The sequence below is a fragment of the Halomonas dongshanensis genome, from assembly GCF_024790395.1.
Lineage (GTDB): Bacteria > Pseudomonadota > Gammaproteobacteria > Pseudomonadales > Halomonadaceae > Vreelandella > Vreelandella dongshanensis.
The window spans coordinates 191989-217251 of sequence record NZ_JAJISC010000005.1; the positions used below are offsets into that span (position 1 = coordinate 191989).

The window sequence follows — 25263 nt, forward strand, 5'->3', positions numbered from 1 at the left end:
GCTAAACAGTGGATAACGTAATGAGTGTAAAGGTAAAACGACGCGTTCACGTCGCGGCGGCGGCGATGATCAATGCCGACCGTAAGGAAGTTCTCATCGCCAGGCGTCCCTCGAACGTCGATCAAGGCGGGCTGTGGGAGTTTCCGGGTGGCAAGCTCGCGCCCTACGAAACCGGGCTGGAAGGTCTCAAGCGTGAGCTTCACGAAGAGCTTGGCGTGGAGATCACCCGTGCGCAGCCCTTGATTCGCGTACATCACGAGTATCCGGACAAGCATATCCTGCTCGACGTGTGGCAGGTGCACGACTATGCCGGTGAGCCCTTTGGACGTGAAGGTCAGGCGGTGCGCTGGGTGCCGATGGAGGAGCTGGTCAACTACCCCTTCCCGGCGGCTAACCTACCCATTCTGCGGGCGGTCATGCTGCCCACCGAGTACCTCATCACAGCCGAAGAGGACGACGAAGCCCGCTTCGATACACGGCTTGAGCGTGCGCTGAAGGAAGATGGCGTGCGCCTAGTGCAGCTACGCGCCAAGACGCTCGATGAGAGCGCCTATGTCGAGCGCGCCCAGCGTGCGTTGGCGCTGTGCCGTCAGTATGACGCGCGGCTGCTGCTCAACGGTGAGCCGAGCCTGCTCGATGCAGTCGATGCCGACGGTATCCACCTTACCAGCGAGCGGCTGATGCAGCTCGAGCGCCGCCCCATTGCCCAAGGCAAGTGGCTCTCCGCCTCCACTCACGACAAGGCCCAGCTCGATCAGGCCGCTCTGGTGGGCTGCGACTTCGTCACGCTGTCGCCGCTGCGCACGACGCCTTCTCACCCTGAAGTCGCGCCTATGGGCTGGCACGATTTCCAGCAGCTGGTCGAGCGCGCTGGCATGCCGGTCTTCGCCCTGGGCGGCATGACTCGCTTCGACGCCAACCACGCCCGCGCCGTTGGCGCCCAGGGCATCGCCTCGATTCGCGATTTCTGGAAGTAAAGCGCTAGCGCACCACTCGCTAGTTCTACCAATGCAAACGCCTGCTCGATGTGCAGGCGTTTGCGTTTCTATATCCCGTTTTCAATAGCTAGTTTCAATGCCTAGCTCAATCCCGATAGCGTCGGGTCAAGTCGCCGTAGGCGTCGATGCGGCGGTCGCGCAGGTAGGGCCAGATGCGGCGGGTGTGTTCGCCGCGGGCCATGTCGAGGGTGACGACCAACTGCTGTTCGCTCGCCGCGTCGGCATGGGCGAGTAGCTCTCCTTGCGGGCCGCAGACGAAGCTGCCGCCCCAGAAGTCGATGCCGCCGCCGACGCCGGAGTGGTCGGGCTCGAAGCCAACGCGGTTGGCAACCAAGACCGGCAGACCGTTGGCAACACCGTGGGCGCGCTGAATGAGCGTCCAGGCGTCTTTCTGACGCGTCTTCTCTGCGTCGCTGTCGCTTGGGTCCCAGCCGATGGCGGTGGGGTAGAGCAAAAGCTCCGCCCCGGCTAGCGCCATCAACCGTGCGGCCTCGGGGTACCACTGATCCCAGCAGACCAGGATGCCCAGGCGTCCAACGGAGGTGTCGATGGGGGTAAAGCCTTCTTTGCGCTCGGCGTCGGCATCACCCGGGGTGAAGTAGAACTTTTCGTAGAAGCCCGGATCGTCCGGAATGTGCATCTTACGATAGTGACCAATGCGGCCCTGATCGCCATCGTAGACCACGGCCGTATTGTGGTAGAGCCCAGGGGCGCGACGCTCGAAGAGCGAGCCGACCAGCACGATATCGAGCTCGCGCGCCAGGACTTCGAGGTGGCGCCCGGTGGGGCCATCCAGCGGTTCGGCAAGATCGAACAGCGCCGGGTCTTCGTATTGGCAGAAGTAGTGGGTGGCGTGAAGCTCTTGCAGCAGCACGAGCTTGGCGCCTTGCGCGGCCGCAGCGCGAACCCCCGCTTCGCTGGCGGCAAGGCTCTTGGCCTTATCGGGCCAAGCTGGTTGTTGTACGACGGCGACGGTCAGCGTCTTGGGCGTGGCGAGCGTTTCGGACATTGCATGCCCTCCTCAGGCAGGGGTGGCGAATACGTCGGCGTTGAGCGTGCCTTTGGGCAGCTGCATGGTTAGGCAGTGAAGGCTGCCGTGTTGACGAATCACGCTGGTGCAGTCGATGGGCACGATGGTGCGATCGGGGAAAGCAGTGGCCAGGGCGTTCAGCGCGGGCAGGTCCGCCGGATCGCCGTAGGTGGGCACCATCACGGCACCGTTGATGATCAGGAAGTTGGCGTAGGTCGCGGGTAGGCGATGACCATCTTCGGGGTCGAACGCCGCTTGTGGCCAAGGCAGCGGAATCAACCTGTACGGCTCGCCGTTGGCCTGGCGAAAGGCTTTGAGCTCTTCTTCCATAGCGCGCAGCGCCGGGTAGTGCGCATCGCTTTCGTCGTCGCAGCGCACGTAGGCGATGGTGTGGGTATCGCAGAAGCGCGCCAGGGTATCGATATGGCTGTCGGTGTCGTCGCCTTCGAGGTGGCCATTGGCGAGCCATAGAAAGCGTTCGATGCCGAAGTCGGCGCGCAGCTCGGCTTCGATCTCGGCGCGATTACGCTCGGGATTGCGGTTGGGATTGAGCAGGCAGGCTTCGGTGGTCAACAGCGTGCCTTGGCCGTCGGTTTCGATGCCGCCACCTTCGAGCACCAACGTGCGTGTTTGCACGGGGCAGGCCCAAACGCCCGCGGCTTCCAAATGTCGCGTGAGCTTGTCGTCGTTCTGAGCGGGGAACTTGCCGCCCCAGCCGGTAAAGACGTAGTCGAGCAGGGCGGGGTGGTCTTCGCCATCGACCACGCCGAGTGGGCCGTGATCGCGCGCCCAGGTGTCGTCGGTAGGGGCAACGATGAGCGCCAGTCGCTCGGTGGCAACGCCGTAGGCGGCAAAGGTTGCCGCCAGGCGCCTCTGGGTGGCCTCATTTTCGACGCTGATTACCACGCGCTGATGGTCGACGCTGGCGAGCACGATGCGTTCGAGCGTTGCTTCGATGCGCGAGAGCATCGCCTTCCAGTCGCCTTCGGCGCGTGGCCAGGTGAGCTGAACGGCGTCTTGTGGATGCCACTCGGGCAACAGGCGATAAGTCGAGGTAGCCACGGGGATGAAAGTCCTCCTGAGGGCGCGGTGACCAAGCGTCGTAGAGCCTGAGCCACAGAGTAAAAAGTCGGCGCAATGTAGGCGCTGCGCGGCGAAGATGCAACTTATCGAGCACCCTCGAAGTAACGGCGGCGTCGGTAGGGAACGGTTGCTGTGTATTCTACTCTAAGCGCCGGTTTTAATTGACGGCGGTACCCGTCAGGTTGCACATGCACCCGGTGGTAAAAAAACGTACCATGAGCGCTTATCGATAAGGAATGACGCCATGCTCGATCGTTTGCCTTTTCTGGTGGGGTTGCGCTACGTGCGCGCTAAACGCCGGAACCATTTTATCTCCTTCATCTCGCTTACCTCTATGCTCGGCTTGATGCTGGGTGTCGCGGTACTGATTCTCGTGCTCTCGGTCATGAACGGCTTCGACCGCGAACTGCGCACGCGTATCCTTGGCATGGTGCCGCATACCAAGATCGAGCAAAGTGGCGGCATGGTGGAGTGGGAGGCGCTCGCCGAGCAATTGGGCCAGCGCGAACACGTTATCGGCGTAGCACCCTTCGTTCAGCAGCAGGGTATGTTTTCAGCTGGCGGTCGTAATGAAGGGGCCATGGTGACTGGCATTCGCCCCGATTGGGAGCGTCAGGTCTCGATCATTGGCGATCACATGCGCGAAGGCTCGCTCGACGATCTCGAAGCGGGCTCATGGAACGTGGTATTGGGCTCTATTCTGGCGCGTCGTCTTGGTGTGGGCGTGGGAGATCGCGTGACCTTACTGGTGCCCGAAGCGTCGATTACGCCAGCGGGTGTCTTCCCTCGGCTCAAGCGTTTTACCGTAAGCGGCATCTTCAGCGTCGGCGCAGAACTCGATGCCAGCCTCGCCTACGCCCACATCGAAGACATGCAGACGCTGGCGCGCCTGGGTGACGGCGTGGGCGGATTGCGCCTGGAGCTCGACGACCTCTTCCTGGCGGGCCAAGTGACTCGCAGCATCATCGATGACTTGGGCCCCGGATACCGCGGTAATGACTGGACCTCGACCCAGGGCAACCTGTTCCAGGCGATCCAGATGGAGAAGCGCATGATCGCGCTGCTCTTGACGGTGATCGTCGCCGTAGCGGCGTTCAATATCGTGTCGACCTTGGTGATGGTGGTGACCGACAAGCGTGCTGATATCGCCATCTTGCGTACCATCGGGGCGACGCCGCGCTCGATCATGGGCATCTTCATCGTTCAGGGGTTGGCCATCGGGGTGATCGGTATCGCCATTGGCGTGATCGCAGGCATTGCGCTGGCGTTGACGATTGCGGACATCATTGCCTTCGTCGAATCCGTCTTCGGTATTCATTTCCTCGATGCGGGGGTCTACTTCGTTAGCGAATTGCCCTCGCAGCTGCTGTGGAGCGACGTGCGCGATATCGTCCTGGCCGCCTTCGGCCTGACCTTCCTTTCCACCCTCTATCCGGCCTGGCGAGCGGCACGTGTCCAGCCGGCGGATGTTCTGCGCTATGAGTGAGGCAGCCACGACCATGACCGAATCTGCATCAGCTGCCAGCGTCATGCTGGACTGCCAGGACCTGACCCGTGTCTACAGCGAAGGACCGCAGGATCTGACCGTGCTCGACCGGCTTTCCCTCCAGGTGCACGCCGGTGAGCGTGTGGCCGTCGTGGGTAGCTCCGGCTCGGGTAAGACGACGCTATTGAACCTGCTTGGCGGCCTTGACCGGCCGACGAGCGGGCGGGTGAACATCGGTGGCGAGTCGCTCGCGGCCCTCGACGAGGCGGCGCTTGGGCGCTTTCGTAATCGCTATATTGGCTTCGTCTATCAGTTCCACCACCTGCTGGCCGAATTCACCGCGCTCGAGAATGCGGCGCTGCCGCTGATCATTCGCGGCCAAGCCAAAAAAGTGGCTGAAAAACGGGCCATGGAGCTTTTGGAGCGCGTCGGTATGGCGCCACGTGCCCATCACAAGCCCGGTGAGCTTTCTGGCGGCGAGCGCCAGCGGGTGGCCATCGCGCGGGCGCTGGTCACCGACCCAAGCCTAGTGCTGATGGACGAACCAACCGGCAACCTCGATCAAACCACGGCGGCTACGATTTTGGCGCTGATGGACGAACTGGCCAAGGCGAGCGCCTGCGCTTTCGTCATCGTGACCCACGACGTTGGTTTGGCGGCGCATCAGGATCGCGTGCTCAAGCTCGACGGCGGGCGGCTCTTGCCGCAGTCATTGGCTTGATCTCTTGAACCTTTAGTCTCGGACCAGAAACACGAACGGCCGTCATTCGACGGCCGTTCGTGTTTCATTTCTAGTTTTTTCTTCTTTCGTCTTTTTTCTTACGCTTACTCGCAGTCATCGAACTGCGATTCGAGCCGTGCGCGCCGCTGCCGACGTTTTTGGCGGCGGCGTTTCCAGTTCTGCGAGATATGCCAGCGCCAGATGAGGCGAATGGCCACGTTGGCCACGACGGCCAGTACGATCGCGACGACGAGCGAACCCAGAAACAGCGGCGGCACAATGTCGTGCATCTGCTCGGCGATCCAACGTGTCGAAATGCGTGACGGCGCCTCGCGCACCGGCGAACCCATTAGCCACGTGCCCACGCGGTAGTTGCCATAGTAAATCAGTGGCATAGTGAGGGGATTGGTGATCCATACCAAGCCGACCGATAGCGCCAGGTTGCAGCGGGTCAAACGCGCGCCGAGCGCGGCTACGACCATCTGGAAGGGGATGGGCAGCATGGCGCAGAAGAGACCCACGCTAAAGGCGTTGGCCACCGTGCGGCGAGTGAGGAGCCAGAGTCCCGGATCGGCGATCAAGGGCGCCATGAAGCGCAGCGAGCGCTGGCGCTTCAAGGTATCGGGCCTGGGCATGTAGCGCTGTAAGAACCGGCGCGGCATGTCGGATACTCTTGGGTTCGAAGCTACCTATTATCCATATAGCGCAGCGTCACGGCTATGGGGTAGGCGTGGTAGGGCGCCGTGATCATCATCCAAGAAGAGCGGTACGCACGAACGACCTATGCCATAACGATAAACGTAATAATCAAAACAGGAGCGGAGGTGCGGGTAGGCGTTGCGCTACAGGTCGCTACGGCGGCCCTCATGGGAGCGGTAGTGGCCGCGTGGGAGCTCACCGCGCAGGCCGTGCCTGTGTTGTTGCTCATCGGGCTCTGGCTGGTGGCTGCGCGGCCGCGATGCTTGGTTACGCTGACGCTTTCGCTTGCCGCCTTTGGCGCCAGCTTATGGGCGATCGAAACCCAGCGCCACGCCGCCCTACCCGAAGGGCTGATCGGTACCGATCTTGCCGTCCAGGCGCGCGTAGAGAGCATGCAGGCGTCCGACGGTGCCACGCGGCTACTGCTCTCGGTCAACGCCTGCCAAGCTCCCGTATCGCTGCCAAGCTGTGAGCGGCTCACGCGTGTGCGGGTCAGCGCATATGATCCCATTGCCGCCGCGCCCGGCGAGCAGTGGGCATTGACGCTACGCCTGCGCCCGCCCCATGGCTTTGCCAATCCGGGAGCTTTCGATTATGCGCGCTGGCTGTGGCGCGAGGGTATTCAGGCCACGGGATACGTGCGCGCTTCGCCTGCACCCGTTCGGCTTGACGCGGCGCGCGCTACGCCGCGTCAGTGGGCGCTTGAGTGGCTAATGACACGCTCCATCGACGATACTACCCGCCGCTGGTTGGCGGCGCTCACCCTGGGTGAGAGCGCCGCTCTCGACCAGGAGGATTGGACACTCCTCAACTCAAGCGGTACGACCCATCTGGCGGTAATTTCGGGGCTCCATGTGGGATTGGTGACGTCGCTTGCGCTGGTGCTATTGCGGACGCTGGCACGGGTCATCAATCCACGCGATTGGCGCTTGCGTCTCTGGCCCTGGCTGGGGGCGGGCGGAGTCGCCATTGGCTATGCGGCACTGGCCGGTATGGGGCCACCGGCCATGCGCGCCATGGTGATGTCGTTGGTGGCGCTGTGGGTGCTTAGCGGGCGCCACGCGCCGGGCGCTTGGCAGGCGTGGTGGTTGGCGCTTGCGCTAGTGGTGGTGTTCGACCCGCTTGCGCTATGGCGCCCAGGGCTCTGGCTCTCCTTTCTTGCCGTGGCCTGGCTCATCGTCATTTGGCAGGGGCGCGCGCGGCCGAGCGGCTGGCGTGGCTGGTGCTGGGCGCTCGTTAGATCACAGTGTTTGCTGGCGCCGATTATGGCGGCGGCGGTGCTGCTGGCGTTTGGGCGCGTAGCGCCGGCGGCGCCCTTGATAAATTTGGTGGCGGTACCTTACGTCAGCTCGATCATGGTGCCCTTGGCGTTGCTAGGCTGGCTGCTGGCGCCCGTGCCGTTAGTGGGCGAGGGTATTTGGTGGCTTTTCGGTGAGGCGCTTTCACTATTCATGTGGGCGCTCGAGGTGACCGTGGCGCAGTGGCCGCTGTGGGAACCGGCGCCTTGGCTAACGTATCCGTTGGCCTGTGCGCTCGTGCTTCTGGCGTTGGCCTGGGGGCTTCCCGGCGTGCCTGGGTGGCTACGCCTGGCGCCTGTGGTGCTGCTGGCGCTGTCGCCTCTCTGGCGGGAGGCGCCCTCTGAGCCTAAAACGCTGCAGGTGACGGTGCACGATATCGGTCAGGGCCAACTGGTGGAGCTGCGTCTGGACGACTACCGCCTGCTTTACGACACCGGCCCGCGCTTTCGCAGCGGCTTCATGCCGCTCTCTACGCTTTGGCCTCCGGGTCAGCACTTTGATCGAGTCATCGTCAGCCACGCCGATATCGATCATGCCGGGGGCATTGCCGCACTCGTCGAGGCGCATCAGGTGGCGGCGTGGAGCGCTCCGGAAAACGAGCCGCTAGCGGTCGAGTTCGAGGCGTGTCGACGCGGCGATAGCTGGCGCGTCGGCGCCGCCGAGTTCCGTTTTCTCTGGCCAGGAGCGGGCCACGAGGCGCTTTCGGCCAACGATCGCTCGTGTGTGTTGCTAGTACAGTTTGGCGAGCACCGCATTCTCATCACCGGCGACGTTGGGCATGACATCGAGCGGCGTTTTTTGCTCGACGTCGACGCCCCCGTGAGCTTGCTGGTCGCCGGGCATCACGGCAGTGCCACCAGCTCCGGGGTGCAGTTCGTGCGTTCGCTTGCGCCTGAGCACGTGGTCTTCAGCGCCGGACGCTACAACGCTTTTGGGCATCCAGTGGATAGCGTGGTGCGCCGCTTTCGCCACCAGGGAAGCTGTTTATGGAGCACCGCCTACGAGGGCGCCGTACGTTTTCGCTATCGCCTGAGCGAGCCAGTTGCCATTAGCAGCCAACGGCCGGTCCCGGGGCTTGATCGGTGTCGGCCACCGCCGCCTTGAGGTAGAATCGCGTCCACTGCACACCACTGCCAGGAGCTCGTGTGACTGATTCAGGTTGGGTTCTCTATAAGCGCCTTCTGGGCTACGTCAAACCCTACTGGCGCGCCTTTGCCTTGGCGATCGTCGGTTTTGCCGTTTACGCCGCTTCCAGCACAGCGCTTGCCGAGCTGATGAAGCAGTTGATCGACGGTATTCAGAACCCCGATGCCAGCTTTCGCCTGTTCTTGCCGCTGTTCGTGGTGTTGATGTTCGGCGCTCGGGGTCTCGGTACTTTCTTGAGTACCTACTACATGGCCCTCGTCGGGCGCTCGGTAGTACATACGCTACGCTGCGACGTTTTCTCTCACATGCTGCATTTGCCAGGGCGCTTTTTCGATAATCACTCCAGCGGCCACTTGGTCTCCCGGGTGACCTATCACGTCGAGCAGGTGGCCGGTGCGGCCACCAATGCGGTGACCGTACTGATGCGCGAGGGGCTCTTCGTCGTGGGGTTAATGGCGTATCTGCTCTGGACCAACTGGCTACTGACGCTGCTGTTCTTCGCCATTACGCCGCTCATCGCGGGGGTTGTCAGCTACGTCAGCAAGCGCTTTCGGCGTATCTCCAAGCGCATCCAAAGCTCGATGGGCGATGTCACCCACGTGGCTTCCGAGGCGCTTTCTGGCTATCGCGTGGTGCGTACGCACAATGCCGAGGCTTTCGAGAAGGCGCGGTTCGAACGCGTCAGTGAAGAGAACCGCCGCCAGAGTATGAAAGAGGCGATGACCAAGGCCGTCAGCTCGCCGGTCATTCTCATGCTGGTCGCTATCTCCATGGCGCTACTGGTGTGGCTTGCCATGGCCCCAGCGCTGATGGCCAATATGACTCCCGGCGAGTTCGTGGCCTTCATCACCGCAGCGGCGCTGATGGTCAAGCCGGTGCGCCAGCTGACCGAGATCAATAGCGATATTCAGAAAGGGATAGCGGCCGCCGCCGAGCTTTTCGGCCTGCTGGACACCGAGGCCGAGAAGGACGAAGGCCGCTTCGTCGCCGAGCGCATTCAAGGTCGGATTCACTTTAACGACGTGGCGTTCCGCTACGGCGCAGACCAAGTCGATGTGCTGCGCCACATCGATCTGCGCGTGGCACCGGGCGAAATGGTCGCCATCGTTGGCCGCTCGGGTAGCGGTAAATCGACGCTGGTCAGTCTGCTGCCGCGCTTCTACACAGCAAGCGCAGGTACTATTACCCTGGATGGGACTCCTCTCAATGAGTACGCCCTGGGGCCGCTGCGGCGCCAGATTGCGCTGGTCTCTCAGCAGGTCACGCTGTTCAATACCACCATCGCCGAGAACATCGCCTACGGCGCTGACGAAGTCGATCTCGACGCCGTCAAAGCTGCGGCCAAGGCCGCCTATGCCCACGAATTCATCGAAAAACTGCCCGATGGCTACGCCACCAAGGTAGGTGAGAACGGGGTCATGCTCTCCGGTGGTCAGCGTCAGCGCTTAGCGATTGCCCGGGCGATCTTCAAAGACGCCCCGTTGATCATTCTCGACGAGGCCACCTCGGCGCTGGACAGCGAGTCCGAGCGCTACATTCAACAGGCACTAGAGAGCGTTTGTGAGGGGCGCACCACCCTGGTCATCGCTCACCGTCTCTCGACCATCGAGAAGGCCGATCGCATCGTGGTGATGGAGCAGGGGCGTATCGTCGAAGAGGGAACGCACGCGGCGCTTCTGGCAGCCGGTGGCGCGTACGCTGCGCTGCATCAGCTGCAGTTTCAGGAGAGCGAGTGAGCCTCGGCGAGCGTTGGCTCAAGGGCGCCTACGCGGGTAGCCCTTGGCTTTGGCCGTTAGCCCCGCTCGGTGCGCTCTATGCGCGTATCATGCAGGCGCGCGCGCGCGCCTACGCCGATGGGCGCAAGCCGCGAACCACACTCTCCGTTCCCGTCATCGTGGTGGGCAACATCACCCTGGGTGGCACCGGTAAGTCGCCGTTGGTGGCCTGGCTCGTGCGCTGGCTTGCCGCGCGCGGCTATACCCCTGGGATCGTTACCCGTGGCTATGGGGGCAAGGCGCCGCACTATCCGCTTATGGTGACACCGCAAACGCCAACGACGCAAAGCGGTGACGAGCCGGTGATGCTGGCACAGCAAACCGGCGTACCGGTGGTCGCCGACCCCGAGCGTGGGCGCGGTGCTAAGGCGCTGGTGGCGATGGGCTGCGATATCGTCGTCAGTGACGATGGCTTGCAGCATCTGGCGCTCGATCGGGATATCGAGCTCGTGGTGATCGACGGCGCCAGGGGGCTGGGTAACGGGCGCTGCCTGCCCGCGGGGCCGCTGCGCGAACCGGCGTCGCGCCTAGCGACGGTCGACCGAGTGATCGTTAACGGTGACGATGCGTCTAGAGAGTCTGGTAAGGCGCCGCAGGCAACGACCATGCGCCTTCGCCCCATTGGCTGGTGGCGCTTGGCCGATGGCGAGCGTTTACCGCTTGCGCCACTGCCGTTTGCGCTGCCAGTGCATGGGGTGGCGGGCATTGGTAACCCAGGGCGATTTTTCGCGACCTTGGAGGCTTTGGGCGTGCAGGGTCAGTGGCACGCCTTCGCCGACCATCACGCCTTTGGCGCAGAGGATCTACACTTTGCCGAACCGCGGCCGATCGTGATGACGGCCAAGGACGCGGTGAAGTGTCAAAAAGCGGTGCCAGCCGACAGCTGGGCGCTGGACGTGGAAGCGGTGCTTCCATCCGAATTCGAAGAGTGGCTGGCAACGCGATTGTCGGCCCTGGCGCGTGACGAGGAGAACGACCATGGATAAAGAGTTGCTGGCAATGCTGGTATGTCCGGTGAGCAAGAGCAAGCTTGAATACGACGCCAAGGCGCAGGAGCTGCTCTGCTACGTCGAAGGGCTCGCTTACCCCATTCGTGAGGGTATCCCGGTCATGCTGCCCGAAGAGGCGCGGGTAATGAGTGCCGACGAGAAGCTGCGTACCTCACCAGGCCGCACGGGGGAGGTGTAATGGGGGCGACGTTCGTTGCCGTCATCCCGGCACGCTTTGGATCGACGCGTCTACCGGGCAAACCGCTTTTGGATATCGCCGGTGAGCCGATGGTGGCGCACGTTTGGCGCCGTGCCAAGCAAAGCGCGGCCAGCCGTGTGGTCATCGCCACCGACGATAGCCGTATCCAAGCGGCGATGGAGGCGCTGGGCGCCGACGTAGTGATGACGCGTGCCGCTCACCCCTCGGGCACCGATCGTCTAGCCGAGGTGGCCGAAAAGCTGGCGCTGCCCGACGAGACGCTGGTGGTCAACGTTCAGGGCGATGAGCCGCTGATTCCGCCCGCGCTGATCAACCAAGTCGCCGAGCGGCTGGCCGATGACGAGGGCGCTTCCATCGCCACGTTGGCCGAGTCGATCAGTGACGTCGAGACGCTGTTCAATCCTAACGTGGTCAAGGTAGTGCGCCGCTTTGACGGCCGCGCGCTCTACTTCTCGCGCGCGCCGATTCCCTGGGATCGCGAACGTTTTGCGGCGCAGCCTGCCCTGCTCGAGACCGACGCGTGGCTACGTCACATTGGTATCTACGCCTACCGGGCGAGTTTTCTCTACGCCTATCGCGACTGGCCCCCGGCCACGCTCGAACAGCTTGAGCAGCTCGAACAGCTACGCGCGCTGCAGCACGGGCACGCCATTCAGGTGGCGTTGGCGTGTGAGGCGAACCCGGCGGGTGTCGATACCGCTGGGGATCTCGAACGCGTGCGCGCCTATATCGATAGGACGCAGTGAGTATGGCGCATGCATTGACCCTGGCAGCCATCGAGCACCGGGCCGATCTTAGCCGGGCCAATACGCTGCGGCTGCCCTGCATTGCCGAACACGCCGCCGCGCCGACCACCTTAAGCGAAGTGCGCGAGCTACTGGCGCTGGCTCGCGCGCGGCGCTGGCCGGTGACCGTGCTGGGAGGGGGCAGTAACGTCTTGCTGCCGCCGGTGCTCGAAGGTTTGGTCCTGCGCCCAGCGCTCTGCCAGTGGTGGGGGCGCTGCGAGGGCGATACGCTGGCGCTTCACGTGGGGGCGGGCGTCAACTGGCATCAGCTCGTCATGGCCACGGCTGCGCGGGGGCTTTGGGGTATCGAGAACCTGGCGCTGATTCCTGGGGAGTGCGGTGCCGCGCCGGTGCAGAACATTGGCGCCTACGGGGTTGAGCTTGGTGATGTGCTGGAAGCAGTGCAGGTGGTCGATCGTGCCAGTGGTCGCGTGCAGTGGCTGTCGGCGCGCGAGTGCATGCTGGGCTATCGCGATAGCATCTTCAAGGGGGCGCTTGAAGGCCAGGTGGTGATTACCCAACTGGTGCTGCGTCTCTCACGGCGGGCGCGACCGGTGCTGAGCTATGGTGACCTTGCTGCGCGCGTAGGCGCAAACCCGACACCGCTGGCAGTCGCCGAGGCGGTGTGCGCCATTCGGCGCGCCAAGCTGCCCGATCCCGCGGTACTTGCCAACGCGGGCAGCTTTTTCAAGAATCCCATCGTCAGCGCCGGGCTGGCCCAGCCACTATTGGCACGCCATGCGCAGATGCCCCACTTCCCGCAGCCCGATGGCCGCGTCAAGCTGGCAGCCGGCTGGCTAATCGACCAGTGTGGTTGGAAGGGCAGGCGTGATGGCGCTTTTGGCGTGCATGCCCAGCAGGCGCTGGTCGTGGTGCACGATGGGCAGGGTAGCCGTGAAGAGCTGATGCGCTTTGCCAACGCCATCGTGGCCGATGTAAAGGCGCGTTTTGGTGTCACGCTGGAGCCCGAGCCACGCTGGCTCTAAAAGAAAAGCGAAAGAAGAGCCCGCCGCCTGAGCTAGCCATAAAAAACCCCCGCGACCGTGGTCGCGGGGGTTTTTTGCCTAGCGTCTGCCTTATTCGGCGTCGGCGTCCTTCTTACGCTGCTCGCGCGGGTCGTTGTGGGCACGACGGCGACGGCGGCGGGGAGGTGGGCTTGCTGGCTCAGCGGCCTCTTCGCTGGCGCCTTCTTCAAGTTGAGCCTGTTTTGATGGGGCGGCTTCGTCGGGCGTGACGGGTGTCACGCTGTCGCTAGCAGTGGCTTTCGCCGCAGTGTCGGCCGCTTCGTTAGCTTCCGTTGCCGCGACGGGCGCGTGCTTGGGAGCTTCTTCAGCGGCGCCCTCGGCTTTTTCAGCGACTTCAGCGACCGGCTTGGCGACGCTGGGTGCTACTTGCGCGGGCGCTGGTTCAGGCGCCGACTCGTCAGCGGGCGCAGCGGCTTTCTTGGGCGCCGGTTCCGCGGTTGGCTGAGACGCCTCCGGTGTGGCTTCGGTTTCCGCCGTAGGCGCTACCGGAGCGGGCGCTTTAGGCGCCTTATCCGCTTCTGCGTTGCCAGACGCTGTAGAAGTAGACGCTGCACTGACCGGCGCTGCTTCGGCCTCGGAGGCGCTTGGCGCGATGGGCACTGCGTCGCCTGTTACCTTGGCGTTAGCGGGCTGGTCGTTAGCCGAGGTGTCCGCTGCGCTTTCACTCTTGCCACTCTTGCCACTCTTGCCACTCTTGCTCGCACTCTCGCTGCTGGGCGCGGCGGGTTCTGCATCACGCTTGACGCTTTCTACCGCAGTGGCCTCAGCGCTTGTCTGCGGCGTGCTTACGTTCGCGTCTTGCGTCGGCGCAGACGATGCGAGGTCGCTTTTCATCTCCTCGACCACGGCCTTGGCTTCGGCGCGCTGGCGCGGTGCGCTGCTCTCGGCTTTAGGCGCGCTTTCGCTCGACGTTGGGCGAGAGGCGGGCGTGGCAGTATCGGCGGTGCCAACCGCTGCGCTATCAGCCTGCGCGTCGCTTGCGGCGGCGGTAGTGCTCTCGGCCACTTCGGCCTGAAGCTTCAACTGCTCTGCTTCCGCTTGGGGGTTGAGCGCTTGCTTGCGGCTACGCTGGCGCGGATTGTTGCGCGTGCGCTTGGGCTTGCCGTCATCGATGGGGGTGTCGTGGCTGGCCGCGCTCTTATCGCTCTCGACCTTTTTGGGCTCGTCTTTCGCCTCGTCGCGTGGCGGACGCTCGCTAGCGGGCTTGGCGTCGCGGCGCGACTCCCTGGGTGCGCGGGCATCGCGGTTGGCGCTTTCGGTGGTTTTCTCCTTGGCGCCTTGGTTCTGAGCCGAGGCATTGTCGCGGCGGCCTTTGGCGCTGCTCTCGTTGCGTTCGCTGTTACGCTCATTAGCGCGCTCGGCGTTGCGGTTGTCATCTTGTTGGGGATGACGACGGCGGTTGCGGGAGCGGTTAGGGCCGCTGCGGCGGTCGTTGCTGCTCTCGTCGCTGCCGCGCTTATCGCTTCTGGACTCTTGGCGCGTTTCACGACGCTCGGTGGTGTCCGCTTTGCTATCGGCTTTGGCGTTATCGCTTCGGCGACGCGGCGCAACGGATTCCCTCGCGGGCTTGGGCGCGCGGGTAGGCGCTGGGGCGGCCGCTTCGGGCTTTTCGTCGCTGCCTAACAACTTGGCGAAGCCGCGCATCAGACGGCCCAGAACGGTGGGCTGCTCACCTGGTGCTGCCTGGCTTGCCGGTGCGGGCTGTGTCGGCGCTGACGTTGCTGCGGGCTCGTTTTGCAGCGAGGCCGGAGCCGGGGCGTTACGCACTACGTTGCGCACGGCAGCTTCGGTACGCTGGGCGGGAGCGGCAAAGCTCGGGTCGGGCTCTTTACCTACTTCGGTCTCGGTGGAGAGCTCGAAGCTGGAAAGGCTTTGGCTATCCTCTTCGTCGAGGTGGTCGTCGCGCAGACGCTGAACGTCGTAGTGCGGCGTGTGCATATCCGGATTCGGCAGCAGGACCACGCGCACTTCCTGACGCGACTCGATGTCGGCCAGTACGCTGCGCTTTTCGTTCAGCAGGTAGGTGGCGACCGGTACGGGCAGAATGGCGCGGATCTGCGCGCTGCGCTCCTTCATCGCCTCTTCTTCGATCAGGCGCATGATGGAGAGCGACAGCGAGCGCACGTCGCGGATGGTGCCCTGGCCGTTACAGCGCGGGCAGACCACGCCGCTGGTTTCGCCGAGTGACGGGCGCAGGCGCTGGCGCGACATTTCCATCAGGCCAAAGCGTGAAATACGGCCAATTTGCACGCGCGCGCGGTCGAGCTTGAGGGCGTCGCGCATGCGGTTTTCGACTTCACGCTGATTGCGCGCCGGGCCCATGTCGATGAAGTCGATGACCACCAAGCCGCCGATGTCGCGCAGACGCAGCTGACGGGCGATTTCATCGGCCGCTTCGCTATTGGTCTGCAGGGCGGTCTCTTCGATGTCGCTGCCACGAGTGGCGCGGGCAGAGTTGATATCGATGGAGACCAGCGCTTCGGTGTGGTCGATGACGATGGAGCCGCCGGAGGGCAGTTTTACTTCGCGCTGGTAGGCGGTTTCGATTTGCGACTCGATCTGAAAGCGTGAGAACAGCGGGACTTCGTCGGCGTAGAGCTTGATTTTTTGCTGGTAGGAGGGCATCACCTGACGGATGAAGCTTAGCGCTTCGGCGTGGATGTCGGGGTTGTCGATGAGGACTTCACCGATATCCTGGCGCAGGTAGTCGCGCATGGCGCGAATGATGACGTTGGATTCGCGGTAGATCAAAAACGGCGCTGAGCGCTTGCCCGCTTCGGTGGTGATCGACTCCCACACCTGTACCAAGTAGTCCAGATCCCACTGCAGCTCTTCGGGGCTTCTGCCGATGCCCGCGGTGCGTACGATCAGGCCCATTTTGTCGGGCACGGTCAGCTGCCCCATGGCATCTTTGAGCTGGCTGCGTTCGTCGCCTTCGATGCGCCGAGAGATGCCGCCCGCACGCGGGTTGTTAGGCATCAGTACGAGAAAGCGTCCGGCTAGGCTGATGAAGGTCGTCAGGGCGGCGCCTTTGTTGCCGCGCTCCTCCTTGTCGACCTGGACGATGACTTCCTGGCCTTCCTTGAGCACTTCTTTGATGTTCGGGCGCCCGGATACGTCTTTGCTGAAGTACTCGCGTGAGATCTCTTTAAGGGGGAGGAAGCCGTGGCGTTCGGCGCCGAAATCGACGAAGGCCGCTTCGAGAGAGGGTTCGACGCGGGTAATTCGACCGCGGTAGATATTGGCTTTTTTCTGTTCCCGGGCGCCCGATTCGATGTCCAGATCGTAAAGGCGTTGTCCGTCGACGAGGGCGACCCGCAGCTCTTCTGGCTGGGTCGCGTTGATCAGCATCCGTTTCATAGCGTCTCGCATAACATGGCATGCCGACGAACCGCGAAGGGGTGACGCGGGCAAATCGCTGGCTGCAGCGTGCTTGTGCTCGGCGCATGGCTATGCTGACGCGTTAATACGGTAAGGCTTCAAGGCCTGTCCGACCAACTGGGCGTTGAGTACGTGGCGGAGGCAGAACGTGTTTCGGTGGTGGTCTTCCATCCGGTTCTGCAGTCACCGCCGACACCTGGCATTCATCGATTCGCCAACGTCGGCCGTCGGCACAACGTTGATCCGTTCATCCGGTACGATCGCGCTCTTGACGAGAAAGCGAAAGCCCACCGGATGTTGCGTTTTCATTTATATGCCGACGCTTTTGTCGGCCGTTCCACGCTGCCAGCTAGTTCGAGCGACAGGTGTCGTGCATTTTTTGCATCAGGGCGAGTCGGATTTTAGGTTGCCAGCCGACTCGTGCTCGGGCCTGCGTGTTGGTCGGGCAGGCGCTGATGCCAAGTCCTATGTGGGCAAGCGTCGATGGCGCTGTGAAATGCAGGGTCGTCGAGCGGTCGCGCACGCTTGGCAGGTGAGCACTTCGGAATATAACAGTAAAGAGAATGACCAGCAATTGACGCATTGCGCGCCGCTCTACGGTAAGATGCCGCCTTTATTGGGTATCGATGACGACGTTGCAATCAGGAGTGGGCGGCTATGGCCGAAGGGCGTGAAGTGCAGTGGGTGGAGATCGCCCCGGAGCAGGCGGGTCAGCGGATCGACAACTTCTTGATGACGCGTCTGAAGGGTGCGCCGCGTGCCCTGATTTATCGCATCGTGCGTAAGGGCGAAGTGCGGGTCAATAAAAAGCGCGTCAAGGTCGACTACCGCCTGCAGGGGGGCGATGTCGTGCGCGTGCCGCCCTTGCGGCTCACCCCGCGCGAGGCGGTACGCGAGGTGAGCGATAATCTTCGCGACGTGCTCGTAGGCAGCGTGATCATGGAAAACGCCGATTGGATGGTGCTGAACAAGCCATCGGGACTGGCCGTGCACGGCGGCAGTGGGGTCAAGATCGGCCTGATCGAGGCGCTGCGCCAGGTGCGTGAGGACATCTCCTTTCTCGAACTCGTGCATCGCCTCGATCGTGATACCTCGGGCTGTCTGCTGCTAGCCAAGTCGCGCGATGCGCTGGTGACGCTCAATGCCTCGCTCAAGCAGCATGCCATGGACAAGCGCTATCTGGCGCTGGTGAGCGGCCGCTGGCCTGCGCGTAAAACGTACGTCAGCGCGCGGCTGGATCGCTTCGACGCCGGTAACGGCGAGCGCCGGGTGCGTGTCGATCCTAACGGCAAGGTGTCGCGTACTCACTTTGCTGTGGTCGAGACCTTCGAAGGCGCCACGCTGATCGAGGCCGAACCCGTCACCGGTCGTACCCATCAAATCCGTGTGCATGCCGCGCACGCCGGTCATCCGCTTCTTGGCGACGACAAATACGCCAGCCGCGAAAGTGGCCTTTTAAGCCAACGCTTGGGCGTAGGGCGGCTTTTCTTGCATGCGCGCTCGCTCACCTTTCCCGAGCCCAATAGCGGCCGCCCGGTAACGGTCAAAGCGCCGCTGCCGGATGTGTTGGAAGAGACGCTGGCGCGCGCCCGGCGCTAAGGGCGTTTGTATGCGAGGCGCTGCGGCGCCTTTATTGCAGCCTGCGTGTTTATAGACAGCGTGGATATAAAACAGTCGTCATAGATAAACGGCCATAGTTAAGGAGACAGGCGTGCGCTACGAACTCATCATCTTCGATTGGGATGGCACGCTGATGGATTCGGCGCCGCGCATCGTCGCCTCGATGCAGGCAGCGGCCATCGAGGCGCAGTGGGGCGAGCTTGGCGCTGAGGCGGTGCGCAATATTATCGGTCTGGGGCTGCCCGAGGCCATCGCCATGCTGTGTCCGGGTATTGGGTCCGAGCAAGCCGCGCGCCTGAAAGAGCGCTACGTTCACCACTTCGTGCATGCCGACCCGACACCGATGCGCTTTTTCCCTGGCGTGGTCGAAGGGCTACGTGGTTTGCATGCCAGCGGGCGCTGCCAGCTTGCCGTGGCTACGGGTAAGAGTCGCCGGGGGCTCGATCGCGCCTTCGTTGAAACCGCCAGCGGCGATTGGTTTACGGCCAGTCGGACGGCGGATCTGACCCGCTCCAAACCCCATCCGCAGATGCTCGAGGAGCTGCTCGCTGAACTTGACGTGCCGGTCGAGCGCGCGGTGATGGTGGGCGATACCGAGTACGATCTGGAGATGGCGCGTAGCATCGGCATGGATTGCGTGGGCGTAAGCCATGGTGTGCACGCCGTCGAGCGTTTGGCGCTGAGTCAGCCTAAGCTGATAGCGCACTCGATGGCCGAGCTGTGCGCCTGGCTTTGTGAGCGTACATAGTGCCTGGGAATGGTAGCGCCTGGGGATGGTAGAGCCTGGGGATGGACAGCGGTTAGGGGTTACAGCGTTAGGGATCACCAGCGGTTAGGAATCAGGCTAGGAAACACTAGGGACGAATAGCATGAGCGATGACAGAAAGGATGAACATACTCACGCGCCGGGAGCTGATCCCTGGACCCAGGGGCCAGAAGTAACGCCCACCAGGGCCGACGCTGTGAGAGACTCAGGACAGCCCGGTGACGATGCCGAAACGCTACGCGAGCGGCAGCGGCTGGCGCAGATGGAGATGATGGATCGCTGGATCGGCGGAGTGCTGGTGGAACAGCGCCGTACGCGCCGTTGGAAGCTTTTCTTTCGCTGGATGATGTTCCTGCTTCTATTGTCACTGGTGCTGTTGACCCTTTATGGCATGTTCTGGGCCTCCTCGTCGCAGACCACGCCGACGCGCTCGCATCTGGGTATCGTAGAGGTGCGCGGGGCCATTGCCAGCGATTCGCCCGCCAGCGCCGAGCGCATCATCGAAGGGCTCGAGCGCGCCTGGAAAACCGACAGCGTCGCCGCCGTGGTGCTGCATATCGATAGCCCTGGCGGTAGTCCCGTGCAGTCGCAGCGCATCCACGCCGAAATCATGCGGCTGCGCGAGGCGGGGGATAAACCTATCATCGCCGTCATCGAAGATATCGGCGCTAGCGGCGCCTACTACATCGCCTCGGCTGCGGATCGTGTCATTGCCTCGCCAGCGAGCCTGGTAGGTTCCATCGGCGTCATTTATGCGGGATTTGGATTGGACGAAGCCATCGACCGGCTGGGTGTCGAGCGTCGGGTAATGACCGCCGGTGAAAATAAGGCGTTTCTCGATCCCTTCCAGCCAATGGAGGGCGAGGCGAGGCGCTTTTGGCAAGGCGTGCTCGATCGCACTCACGATCAGTTCATTGCCGACGTGCGCGCGGGGCGTGGGGATCGCTTGAGCGATGATCCCGAGCTCTTCTCGGGGCTGGTGTGGAGCGGCGAGCAGGCGCTGCCGCTGGGTCTTATCGATGAGCTGGGTAATCTCGAGTCGCTGGCGCGCGCCACCGTCGACGGTCTCTACTGGGAGGATTACACCCCGAGATTGGATCCGTTCGATCGGCTGACGCGACGCTTCACTCAAACGGCGGCCGAAGTGCTTGGGCTTGAGAGCGCTTCCTCGCCGCTGCGGCTTTCTTTGCCCTAGGCATCAAAATGAATGATGGCGGGGCGTTTTACGCCTCGCTGCCCAGCGGGTCGAGGCCCGCTTGGCGCAGCATGTCGCATAGGGCGATGAGCGGCAAGCCGATAAGGGCGTTGGGATCGCGGCCCTCCAGGCGCTCGAAAAGCGCGATCCCAAGCCCTTCCATGCGAAAGCTGCCAGCGCTATCCAGTGGCTGCTCTTTATGCACGTAGTAGCTGATTTCTCTGTCACTAAGGTGGCGAAACGTCACCTCGAAACGCTCGGCGGTAAGCTGGTGCGTTTGGTTGCGACTATCGAGCAGTGCAAGGCCGGTCAGAAAGGTGACCGTTTGGCCAGAGAAGCGCGTTAGATTCTCGATGGCGCGCGCTTCGGTGTGGGGCTTGCCGAGGATGTCATTGCCAAAAAGCGCGATCTGATCCGAGCCGATGATCAAGTGGTCAGGGTAGCGTTCGGCCAGCGCCTGCGCCTTACTCAAGGCCAGGCGGTGCACCAGCGCTGTGGGAGCTTCATCTGGCTGCGGCGTTTCATCGATATCGGGGGAGGCACATTCGAAGGGCAGTTCTAAACGCTCCAGCAGGCCCTTTCGAAAACGCGAGCTCGAGGCGAGAACCAGACGGGACGGGGTTGGCACAGGCATCTCCTTGCCAGTGGGTGGTGGTTGAACGCTGAGTGTAGTCAACCCGTCGCCAGCGTGGCTAGCGGACAGCACTTATGATGAATGGCTACTCATGGATCGGTGTACCATGAGTGCATTCGCTATAAACAGCCTAAACACATCTAAGAGAGAGAAGAATTATGCGACTAGCTTTGACACCGGCAGGGCGAGTGCCTATCATTGCGCGCCTATGTTGACCTCACAACTCCCCAGCCGGGTTGAGCCCTACAAGCTTGCAGCCCGCCACGAACGACTCGAAGGCCAGGTAGCGCTGGACAAACTGCCGCGCCTTGCCGAAGAGATCGGCGCTCAGACGGGCGACTGCCAGGTCGTGCTCGAGTTTGGCATCGACGCGCAGGGGCGGCGTGAAATTCGTGGTCATCTGCAGGCTAGGCTGGCACTGCCTTGCCGACGCTGTCTGGTGCCCCTGGCCCAGGACGTCGAAAGCGACTTCCTCCTGGGAATGGTGGCCGATGAAGCGCTGGCCGCTACGCTACCCGCAAGCCACGAGCCAGTACTGGTGGAAAACGAACAGCTGGACCTGCTGACGGTAGTCGAGGATGAACTCATTCTCAGTTTACCGCAGGTGGTCTACCACGATGAGGCCGATTGCCAGGTCTCGTCGGCGCAGCTGGTCAGCAAGGTGGATGGCGAGGAAGACGATCCCAAGCCGGCTAACAACCCTTTTGCGGTGCTCAATGCCTTGAAAGGCAAGAAGTAGGCACCCTTAACCCTTATACCCTGGAGTAATGACCCATGGCAGTTCAACAGAACCGTAAGACTCGTTCCAAGCGCGGCATGCGTCGTAGCCACGATGCGCTGAGTGCGCCGACCCTTTCCCAAGACAAGGAAACCGGTACTACGCACCTGCGTCACCACGTTTCTCCCGACGGTTTCTACCGCGGTCGTAAGGTGGTCGAGGTCTAAGACGCCTCGCGTCGAGCGGTCAAAGGGGCGTTTGCCAACGTGCGTCTTGCTATCGACGTCATGGGGGGCGACCAAGGTCCTGGTGTGATCGTGCAGGGCGCGGCGCAGGCCGTACTCGCCCACGCCGAGCTCGAACTCGATCTCTTTGGCCCTCGCCAGCATCTCGATGCCGAGATTTCACGCCTGCCGCAGCCTTTGGCTGCGGCAGCGTCGCGTTTGAAACTATGTGATGCGCCCAGCGTAGTGCGCCAGGATGCCACGGCCGCCTGGGCGCTTCGGCGTGGGCAGCAAAGCAGTATGTGTGCCATGCTGCGCTCGGTTGCCGAAGGGCGGGCAGCGGCAGGTGTCAGTGCGGGTAATACGGCCGCTCTGGTGGCGCTGTCGCGGCGTGAGCTGGGCATGCTGGCGGGGATGTCACGCCCGGCAATCAGCACGGCGCTGCCCGCGCGTGCAGGTGGTCGCTGTTATTTGCTCGATCTGGGCGCCAATATTGATTTGCCTGCCGAGCGGCTGGTGGATTTCGCCTTTCTCGGAGCGGCAATGGTGGCCTGCGTCGATGGCGTGGGGCGACCGCGCGTAGCGCTGCTCAATGTTGGTGCGGAAGCAACCAAGGGCAATGTTTGCGTGCGCGAAGCCGATCGCCTGCTGCGCAAGGCCGTGGCGTGCGAGGCGGTGAGCGGCAAATGGCGCGAGATCGACTATCCAGCGTTTGAGCGCCCCGATTTCGACTATGTGGGTTACGTCGAGGGCGGCGATATCTTCAGTGGCGGCGTCGATGTCGTGGTGTGTGACGGTTTTGTAGGTAATGCCGTGCTCAAAAGTAGCGAAGGATTGACCCGTATGCTGGTCGAGCGCGTCCAAATGGCTTTCGAGTCGACGTTGGGTGGGCGCTTGGCGAGTCTACTGGCCAGGCCTGTGCTGAAACGCCTCAAGCAAGAGCTCGATCCTGTGCGCTACAATGGTGCCAGTTTGTTGGGGCTCAAGGGTATCGTGGTCAAGAGTCACGGCAGCACGCCAGCGGTGGGATTTTATTACGCCATCAGGCGTGCCATGCGCGAAGTCGAGCAGAACCTGCCCGCGCGTATGGCGGCGAGCTGGTCGCGTCGGTGATGGAATAACAAGCGTCAGCAGGCTCCTTTTGGCTGCTGATGTCGGCGGGCGCTCGGTACTAACGTCAGTGCTTACTACTATCCGTACTACGTTGGGATGCAGAGTGTTCGATTTGAAAGCCCCATTTTAAAAGCCCTCGATAGTGGGGTTTTTGGTTTGGCGGGCTAACCAATAGCGAAGGTGAATGACATGTCTCAACCCCTTGCACTCGTTTTTCCCGGCCAGGGTTCGCAGCAGCTGGGTATGTTGCGCGAGTTGGCCGAACGCTACAGTGTAGTGGGAACGACATTTGAAGAGGCGTCCGAGGCGCTGGGTTACGATCTTTGGAAAGTTGTGCAGGAGGGGCCTGAAGAGGCGCTGAATGCGACTGCCTGTACCCAGCCGGCGCTGCTTACGGCTAGTGTCGCCATTTGGCGCGTGTGGCAAGAACTCGAAGGTCCGCGCCCTTGCGTCATGGCCGGGCATAGCCTGGGCGAATACAGCGCTTTGGTGTGCGCCGGGGTGATGAGCTTTGCCGAAGGCGTCAAGCTTGTGCGTCTGCGTGGTGAGGCCATGCAGCGCGCCGTGCCTGCCGGTGAAGGCGGTATGGCGGCAATCCTCGGGCTCGACAACGATGTCGTAGAGCGGGCCTGCGCCAAGGCCGCCCAAGGCGACGTAGTCGCAGCGGTCAACTACAATGCCCCGGGGCAGGTGGTGATTGCTGGCGCCAAGTCAGCGGTAGAGCGTGCCATCGCGGCCTGTCAAGAGGCGGGCGCCAAACGTGCAATGGCGCTGCCGGTGTCGGTACCGTCGCACTGCGCGCTGATGCGCCCGGCGGCCGACGAGCTGGCTCAGGCGATCAGTGAGATCGAGCTGCGCGTGCCGCGCTACACCGTGATTCAGAACGTCGATGCTCAGGCTCACGCCGATGTCGATACGCTGCGCACGCGACTGATCGAGCAGCTCTATCAGCCGGTACGCTGGACCGACTGCGTCGACGCCATGGCGTCGCTTGGCGCTAACGTATTCATCGAGTGCGGTCCTGGTAAGGTGCTGACCGGGCTCAATAAGCGTATCGCCCGGGGCAGTAAGGGACTTGCCGTCAACGATCCCGACAGCCTGGATGCCGCTCTTGAGCTCGCTCGCGAGGCGCTGGCAAGCGACGATTGAGGCAGGTGGTGTTAATTTTAACCACACGCCGTCCAGGTTTTATCCCGTCAAAGGCAGGAAGTTATGACGCAAGAACGTAGAGTGGCGCTGGTGACCGGCGCAAGTCGCGGTATCGGGCGCGCCATCGCCCACGAATTGGGCCGTCAGGGGCGTATCGTCATCGGTACGGCGACCAGCGAATCCGGCGCGGCGCGCATCGACGAAGACCTCAAGGCGCAGGGTATCGAAGGCGCGGGTCTGTGTCTTGACGTTACCGATCAGGCAAGTATCGATGCGGTGCTCAAGCACATTGCCGAGCGCTTCGACGCGCCGACCATTTTGGTCAACAACGCCGGTATCACCCGCGATAATCTGCTCATGCGGATGAAAGAGGAGGAGTGGGACTCGGTCGTGGATACCAACCTGAAATCGGTCTATCGTGTCAGCAAGGCGTGTTTGCGCGGCATGACCAAGGCGCGTTTTGGGCGTATCGTCTCGATCAGCTCTGTCGTAGCGACGATGGGCAACCTGGGCCAGACCAACTACGCCGCCGCCAAGGCGGGAATGGAAGGCTTCAGCCGCGCTCTAGCGCGCGAGGTGGCATCGCGGGCAATTACCGTAAACGCCGTTGCCCCTGGCTTCATCGCCACCGACATGACCGAAGCGCTGCCCGAGGCTCAGCACGAACTGCTGCTCAAGCAGATTCCTCTGGCGCGTCTGGGTGGGCCCGAAGAGATCGCCGCTGCCGTAGGCTTTTTGACCAGCGATGCAGCCGGTTACATCACCGGTGAAACGCTGCACGTCAATGGTGGCATGAATATGCGTTGATGGTCTTGGGAATGGCGGTTGCGTCATCCCGAGGGCGTCTATAAACTACCCCGCAGCTTTTGGCTTGCGGTTTCCAAATAGCTGGTTATCGAAAACGGCTAATGTGAACGACTGGAGTACGTTGATGAGTACTATCGAAGAGCGCGTAAAGAAAGTGGTTGCCGAGCGTCTTAACGTGAAAGAAGAAGACATCCAGAACAGCTCTTCCTTCACCGAAGACCTGGGTGCCGACTCTCTGGACACCGTTGAGCTGGTCATGGCTCTCGAAGAGGAATTCGACACCGAAATCCCCGACGAAGAAGCTGAAAAGATCACTACCGTTCAGGAAGCGATCGACTACGTCAACGCCCACCAGTAAGGGCTGCGTTAGTTAGCTGGCCGGGTGTCGCACAAGCGATGCC

Annotated in this window: 24 protein-coding genes; 18 read left to right on the forward strand and 6 right to left on the reverse strand. The window is 62.5% G+C overall.

Features of this window, described 5'->3' with window-relative positions; genetic code table 11:
• Positions 1-20 precede the first annotated feature (20 nt).
• Positions 21-977 (forward strand): Nudix family hydrolase, encoded by a 957-nt coding sequence (locus LLY24_RS12080; RefSeq protein ID WP_259036549.1) that lies wholly within the window; start codon positions 21-23, stop codon positions 975-977.
• 106 nt (positions 978-1083) lie between these two features.
• Here the strand turns inward: LLY24_RS12080 and LLY24_RS12085 are convergent, their stop codons facing one another.
• Positions 1084-2007, reverse strand: a complete 924-nt coding sequence (locus LLY24_RS12085) for a carbon-nitrogen hydrolase (RefSeq protein ID WP_282563389.1) — start codon at positions 2005-2007, stop codon at positions 1084-1086.
• Between the two features lie 12 nt (positions 2008-2019).
• On the reverse strand, positions 2020-3090 hold the full coding sequence (locus LLY24_RS12090; protein ID WP_259036550.1) for an agmatine deiminase family protein: 1071 nt from the start codon (positions 3088-3090) through the stop codon (positions 2020-2022).
• A gap of 265 nt (positions 3091-3355) precedes the next feature.
• Between LLY24_RS12090 and LLY24_RS12095 the strand changes: the two genes are divergently transcribed.
• Positions 3356-4597 carry a lipoprotein-releasing ABC transporter permease subunit gene (locus LLY24_RS12095; RefSeq protein WP_259036551.1) on the forward strand — a complete coding sequence of 414 codons (1242 nt, stop codon included), beginning with the start codon at positions 3356-3358 and terminating at the stop codon, positions 4595-4597.
• Positions 4598-4610: 13 nt separating this feature from the next.
• Entirely contained in the window at positions 4611-5318 is a 708-nt protein-coding gene (locus tag LLY24_RS12100; protein ID WP_259036552.1) for an ABC transporter ATP-binding protein, read from the forward strand.
• A gap of 104 nt (positions 5319-5422) precedes the next feature.
• Here the strand turns inward: LLY24_RS12100 and LLY24_RS12105 are convergent, their stop codons facing one another.
• On the reverse strand, positions 5423-5980 hold the full coding sequence (locus tag LLY24_RS12105; protein WP_259036553.1) for a DUF2062 domain-containing protein: 558 nt from the start codon (positions 5978-5980) through the stop codon (positions 5423-5425).
• A gap of 162 nt (positions 5981-6142) precedes the next feature.
• Between LLY24_RS12105 and LLY24_RS12110 the strand changes: the two genes are divergently transcribed.
• From LLY24_RS12110 to murB, 6 genes are read left to right on the forward strand one after another with little or no spacing between them, the layout of a single operon-like run.
• Positions 6143-8419: a DNA internalization-related competence protein ComEC/Rec2 gene (locus LLY24_RS12110; RefSeq protein WP_259036554.1), complete on the forward strand. Its 2277-nt coding sequence runs from the start codon at positions 6143-6145 to the stop codon at positions 8417-8419.
• A 41-nt stretch (positions 8420-8460) separates the two neighbouring features.
• Complete coding sequence (gene msbA / locus LLY24_RS12115; RefSeq protein ID WP_259036555.1) at positions 8461-10197, forward strand: lipid A export permease/ATP-binding protein MsbA; 1737 nt, start codon at positions 8461-8463, stop codon at positions 10195-10197.
• Entirely contained in the window at positions 10194-11222 is a 1029-nt protein-coding gene (lpxK, locus tag LLY24_RS12120) for a tetraacyldisaccharide 4'-kinase (RefSeq protein WP_259036556.1), read from the forward strand. The genes msbA and lpxK overlap by 4 nt, the downstream gene beginning before the upstream one ends.
• A complete protein-coding gene (locus LLY24_RS12125) occupies positions 11215-11424 on the forward strand; it encodes a Trm112 family protein (protein WP_259036557.1) in 210 nt (69 codons plus the stop codon). The genes lpxK and LLY24_RS12125 overlap by 8 nt, the downstream gene beginning before the upstream one ends.
• A complete protein-coding gene (gene kdsB, locus LLY24_RS12130) occupies positions 11424-12191 on the forward strand; it encodes a 3-deoxy-manno-octulosonate cytidylyltransferase (protein WP_259036558.1) in 768 nt (255 codons plus the stop codon). The genes LLY24_RS12125 and kdsB overlap by 1 nt, the downstream gene beginning before the upstream one ends.
• Positions 12192-12193: 2 nt before the next feature.
• Entirely contained in the window at positions 12194-13216 is a 1023-nt protein-coding gene (murB, locus tag LLY24_RS12135; protein WP_259036559.1) for a UDP-N-acetylmuramate dehydrogenase, read from the forward strand.
• A 90-nt stretch (positions 13217-13306) separates the two neighbouring features.
• Here the strand turns inward: murB and rne are convergent, their stop codons facing one another.
• Together rne and LLY24_RS12145 are read right to left on the reverse strand one after the other, a co-directional pair.
• The gene (gene rne / locus LLY24_RS12140) at positions 13307-16615 is read right to left on the reverse strand and encodes a ribonuclease E (protein ID WP_259036560.1); all 3309 of its coding nucleotides are present in this window, start codon (positions 16613-16615) and stop codon (positions 13307-13309) included.
• Between the two features lie 204 nt (positions 16616-16819).
• Entirely contained in the window at positions 16820-16945 is a 126-nt protein-coding gene (locus LLY24_RS12145) for a hypothetical protein (protein ID WP_259036561.1), read from the reverse strand.
• Between the two features lie 348 nt (positions 16946-17293).
• Between LLY24_RS12145 and LLY24_RS12150 the strand changes: the two genes are divergently transcribed.
• The 3 genes from LLY24_RS12150 (at position 17294) to sppA (ending at position 20217) form a co-directional block, all read left to right on the forward strand.
• Positions 17294-18235, forward strand: a complete 942-nt coding sequence (locus tag LLY24_RS12150; protein ID WP_259036562.1) for an RluA family pseudouridine synthase — start codon at positions 17294-17296, stop codon at positions 18233-18235.
• Between the two features lie 112 nt (positions 18236-18347).
• Positions 18348-19004 carry an HAD family hydrolase gene (locus LLY24_RS12155; protein ID WP_259036563.1) on the forward strand — a complete coding sequence of 219 codons (657 nt, stop codon included), beginning with the start codon at positions 18348-18350 and terminating at the stop codon, positions 19002-19004.
• A 121-nt stretch (positions 19005-19125) separates the two neighbouring features.
• A complete protein-coding gene (gene sppA / locus LLY24_RS12160) occupies positions 19126-20217 on the forward strand; it encodes a signal peptide peptidase SppA (RefSeq protein WP_259036564.1) in 1092 nt (363 codons plus the stop codon).
• A gap of 28 nt (positions 20218-20245) precedes the next feature.
• Here sppA and LLY24_RS12165 read toward each other — a convergent pair whose 3' ends face one another.
• Positions 20246-20845: a Maf family protein gene (locus LLY24_RS12165; protein WP_427854562.1), complete on the reverse strand. Its 600-nt coding sequence runs from the start codon at positions 20843-20845 to the stop codon at positions 20246-20248.
• Between the two features lie 214 nt (positions 20846-21059).
• Here LLY24_RS12165 and LLY24_RS12170 point away from each other — a divergent pair, with 214 nt between their 5' ends.
• The 6 genes from LLY24_RS12170 (at position 21060) to acpP (ending at position 25220) form a co-directional block, all read left to right on the forward strand.
• Positions 21060-21590 (forward strand): YceD family protein, encoded by a 531-nt coding sequence (locus LLY24_RS12170; protein ID WP_259036566.1) that lies wholly within the window; start codon positions 21060-21062, stop codon positions 21588-21590.
• 35 nt (positions 21591-21625) lie between these two features.
• Positions 21626-21796: a 50S ribosomal protein L32 gene (rpmF, locus tag LLY24_RS12175; RefSeq protein ID WP_009099300.1), complete on the forward strand. Its 171-nt coding sequence runs from the start codon at positions 21626-21628 to the stop codon at positions 21794-21796.
• A gap of 39 nt (positions 21797-21835) precedes the next feature.
• Positions 21836-22906, forward strand: coding sequence for a phosphate acyltransferase (locus LLY24_RS12180; protein WP_259036567.1), 1071 nt, complete (start codon positions 21836-21838; stop codon positions 22904-22906).
• 189 nt (positions 22907-23095) lie between these two features.
• Positions 23096-24055: an ACP S-malonyltransferase gene (gene fabD / locus LLY24_RS12185; RefSeq protein ID WP_259036568.1), complete on the forward strand. Its 960-nt coding sequence runs from the start codon at positions 23096-23098 to the stop codon at positions 24053-24055.
• Between the two features lie 63 nt (positions 24056-24118).
• The gene (gene fabG / locus LLY24_RS12190) at positions 24119-24862 is read left to right on the forward strand and encodes a 3-oxoacyl-ACP reductase FabG (RefSeq protein WP_259036569.1); all 744 of its coding nucleotides are present in this window, start codon (positions 24119-24121) and stop codon (positions 24860-24862) included.
• A gap of 124 nt (positions 24863-24986) precedes the next feature.
• Positions 24987-25220, forward strand: coding sequence for an acyl carrier protein (acpP, locus tag LLY24_RS12195; protein ID WP_008956801.1), 234 nt, complete (start codon positions 24987-24989; stop codon positions 25218-25220).
• The last annotated feature ends 43 nt before the right edge of the window (positions 25221-25263 follow it).

What these genes read in the sequence shown, in the direction of transcription:
- LLY24_RS12085 (WP_282563389.1), bottom strand. Translation starts at nt 2,007, where the DNA reads ATGTCCGAAACGCTCGCCACGCCCAAGACGCTGACCGTCGCCGTCGTA.
- murB (WP_259036559.1), top strand. Translation starts at nt 12,194, where the DNA reads ATGGCGCATGCATTGACCCTGGCAGCCATCGAGCACCGGGCCGATCTT.
- LLY24_RS12080 (WP_259036549.1), top strand. Translation starts at nt 21, where the DNA reads ATGAGTGTAAAGGTAAAACGACGCGTTCACGTCGCGGCGGCGGCGATG.
- rne (WP_259036560.1), bottom strand. Translation starts at nt 16,615, where the DNA reads ATGAAACGGATGCTGATCAACGCGACCCAGCCAGAAGAGCTGCGGGTC.
- LLY24_RS12125 (WP_259036557.1), top strand. Translation starts at nt 11,215, where the DNA reads ATGGATAAAGAGTTGCTGGCAATGCTGGTATGTCCGGTGAGCAAGAGC.
- rpmF (WP_009099300.1), top strand. Translation starts at nt 21,626, where the DNA reads ATGGCAGTTCAACAGAACCGTAAGACTCGTTCCAAGCGCGGCATGCGT.
- fabG (WP_259036569.1), top strand. Translation starts at nt 24,119, where the DNA reads ATGACGCAAGAACGTAGAGTGGCGCTGGTGACCGGCGCAAGTCGCGGT.
- LLY24_RS12100 (WP_259036552.1), top strand. Translation starts at nt 4,611, where the DNA reads ATGACCGAATCTGCATCAGCTGCCAGCGTCATGCTGGACTGCCAGGAC.
- kdsB (WP_259036558.1), top strand. Translation starts at nt 11,424, where the DNA reads ATGGGGGCGACGTTCGTTGCCGTCATCCCGGCACGCTTTGGATCGACG.
- acpP (WP_008956801.1), top strand. Translation starts at nt 24,987, where the DNA reads ATGAGTACTATCGAAGAGCGCGTAAAGAAAGTGGTTGCCGAGCGTCTT.
- LLY24_RS12170 (WP_259036566.1), top strand. Translation starts at nt 21,060, where the DNA reads ATGTTGACCTCACAACTCCCCAGCCGGGTTGAGCCCTACAAGCTTGCA.
- fabD (WP_259036568.1), top strand. Translation starts at nt 23,096, where the DNA reads ATGTCTCAACCCCTTGCACTCGTTTTTCCCGGCCAGGGTTCGCAGCAG.
- LLY24_RS12105 (WP_259036553.1), bottom strand. Translation starts at nt 5,980, where the DNA reads ATGCCGCGCCGGTTCTTACAGCGCTACATGCCCAGGCCCGATACCTTG.
- LLY24_RS12145 (WP_259036561.1), bottom strand. Translation starts at nt 16,945, where the DNA reads ATGAAAACGCAACATCCGGTGGGCTTTCGCTTTCTCGTCAAGAGCGCG.
- sppA (WP_259036564.1), top strand. Translation starts at nt 19,126, where the DNA reads ATGAGCGATGACAGAAAGGATGAACATACTCACGCGCCGGGAGCTGAT.
- LLY24_RS12095 (WP_259036551.1), top strand. Translation starts at nt 3,356, where the DNA reads ATGCTCGATCGTTTGCCTTTTCTGGTGGGGTTGCGCTACGTGCGCGCT.
- LLY24_RS12150 (WP_259036562.1), top strand. Translation starts at nt 17,294, where the DNA reads ATGGCCGAAGGGCGTGAAGTGCAGTGGGTGGAGATCGCCCCGGAGCAG.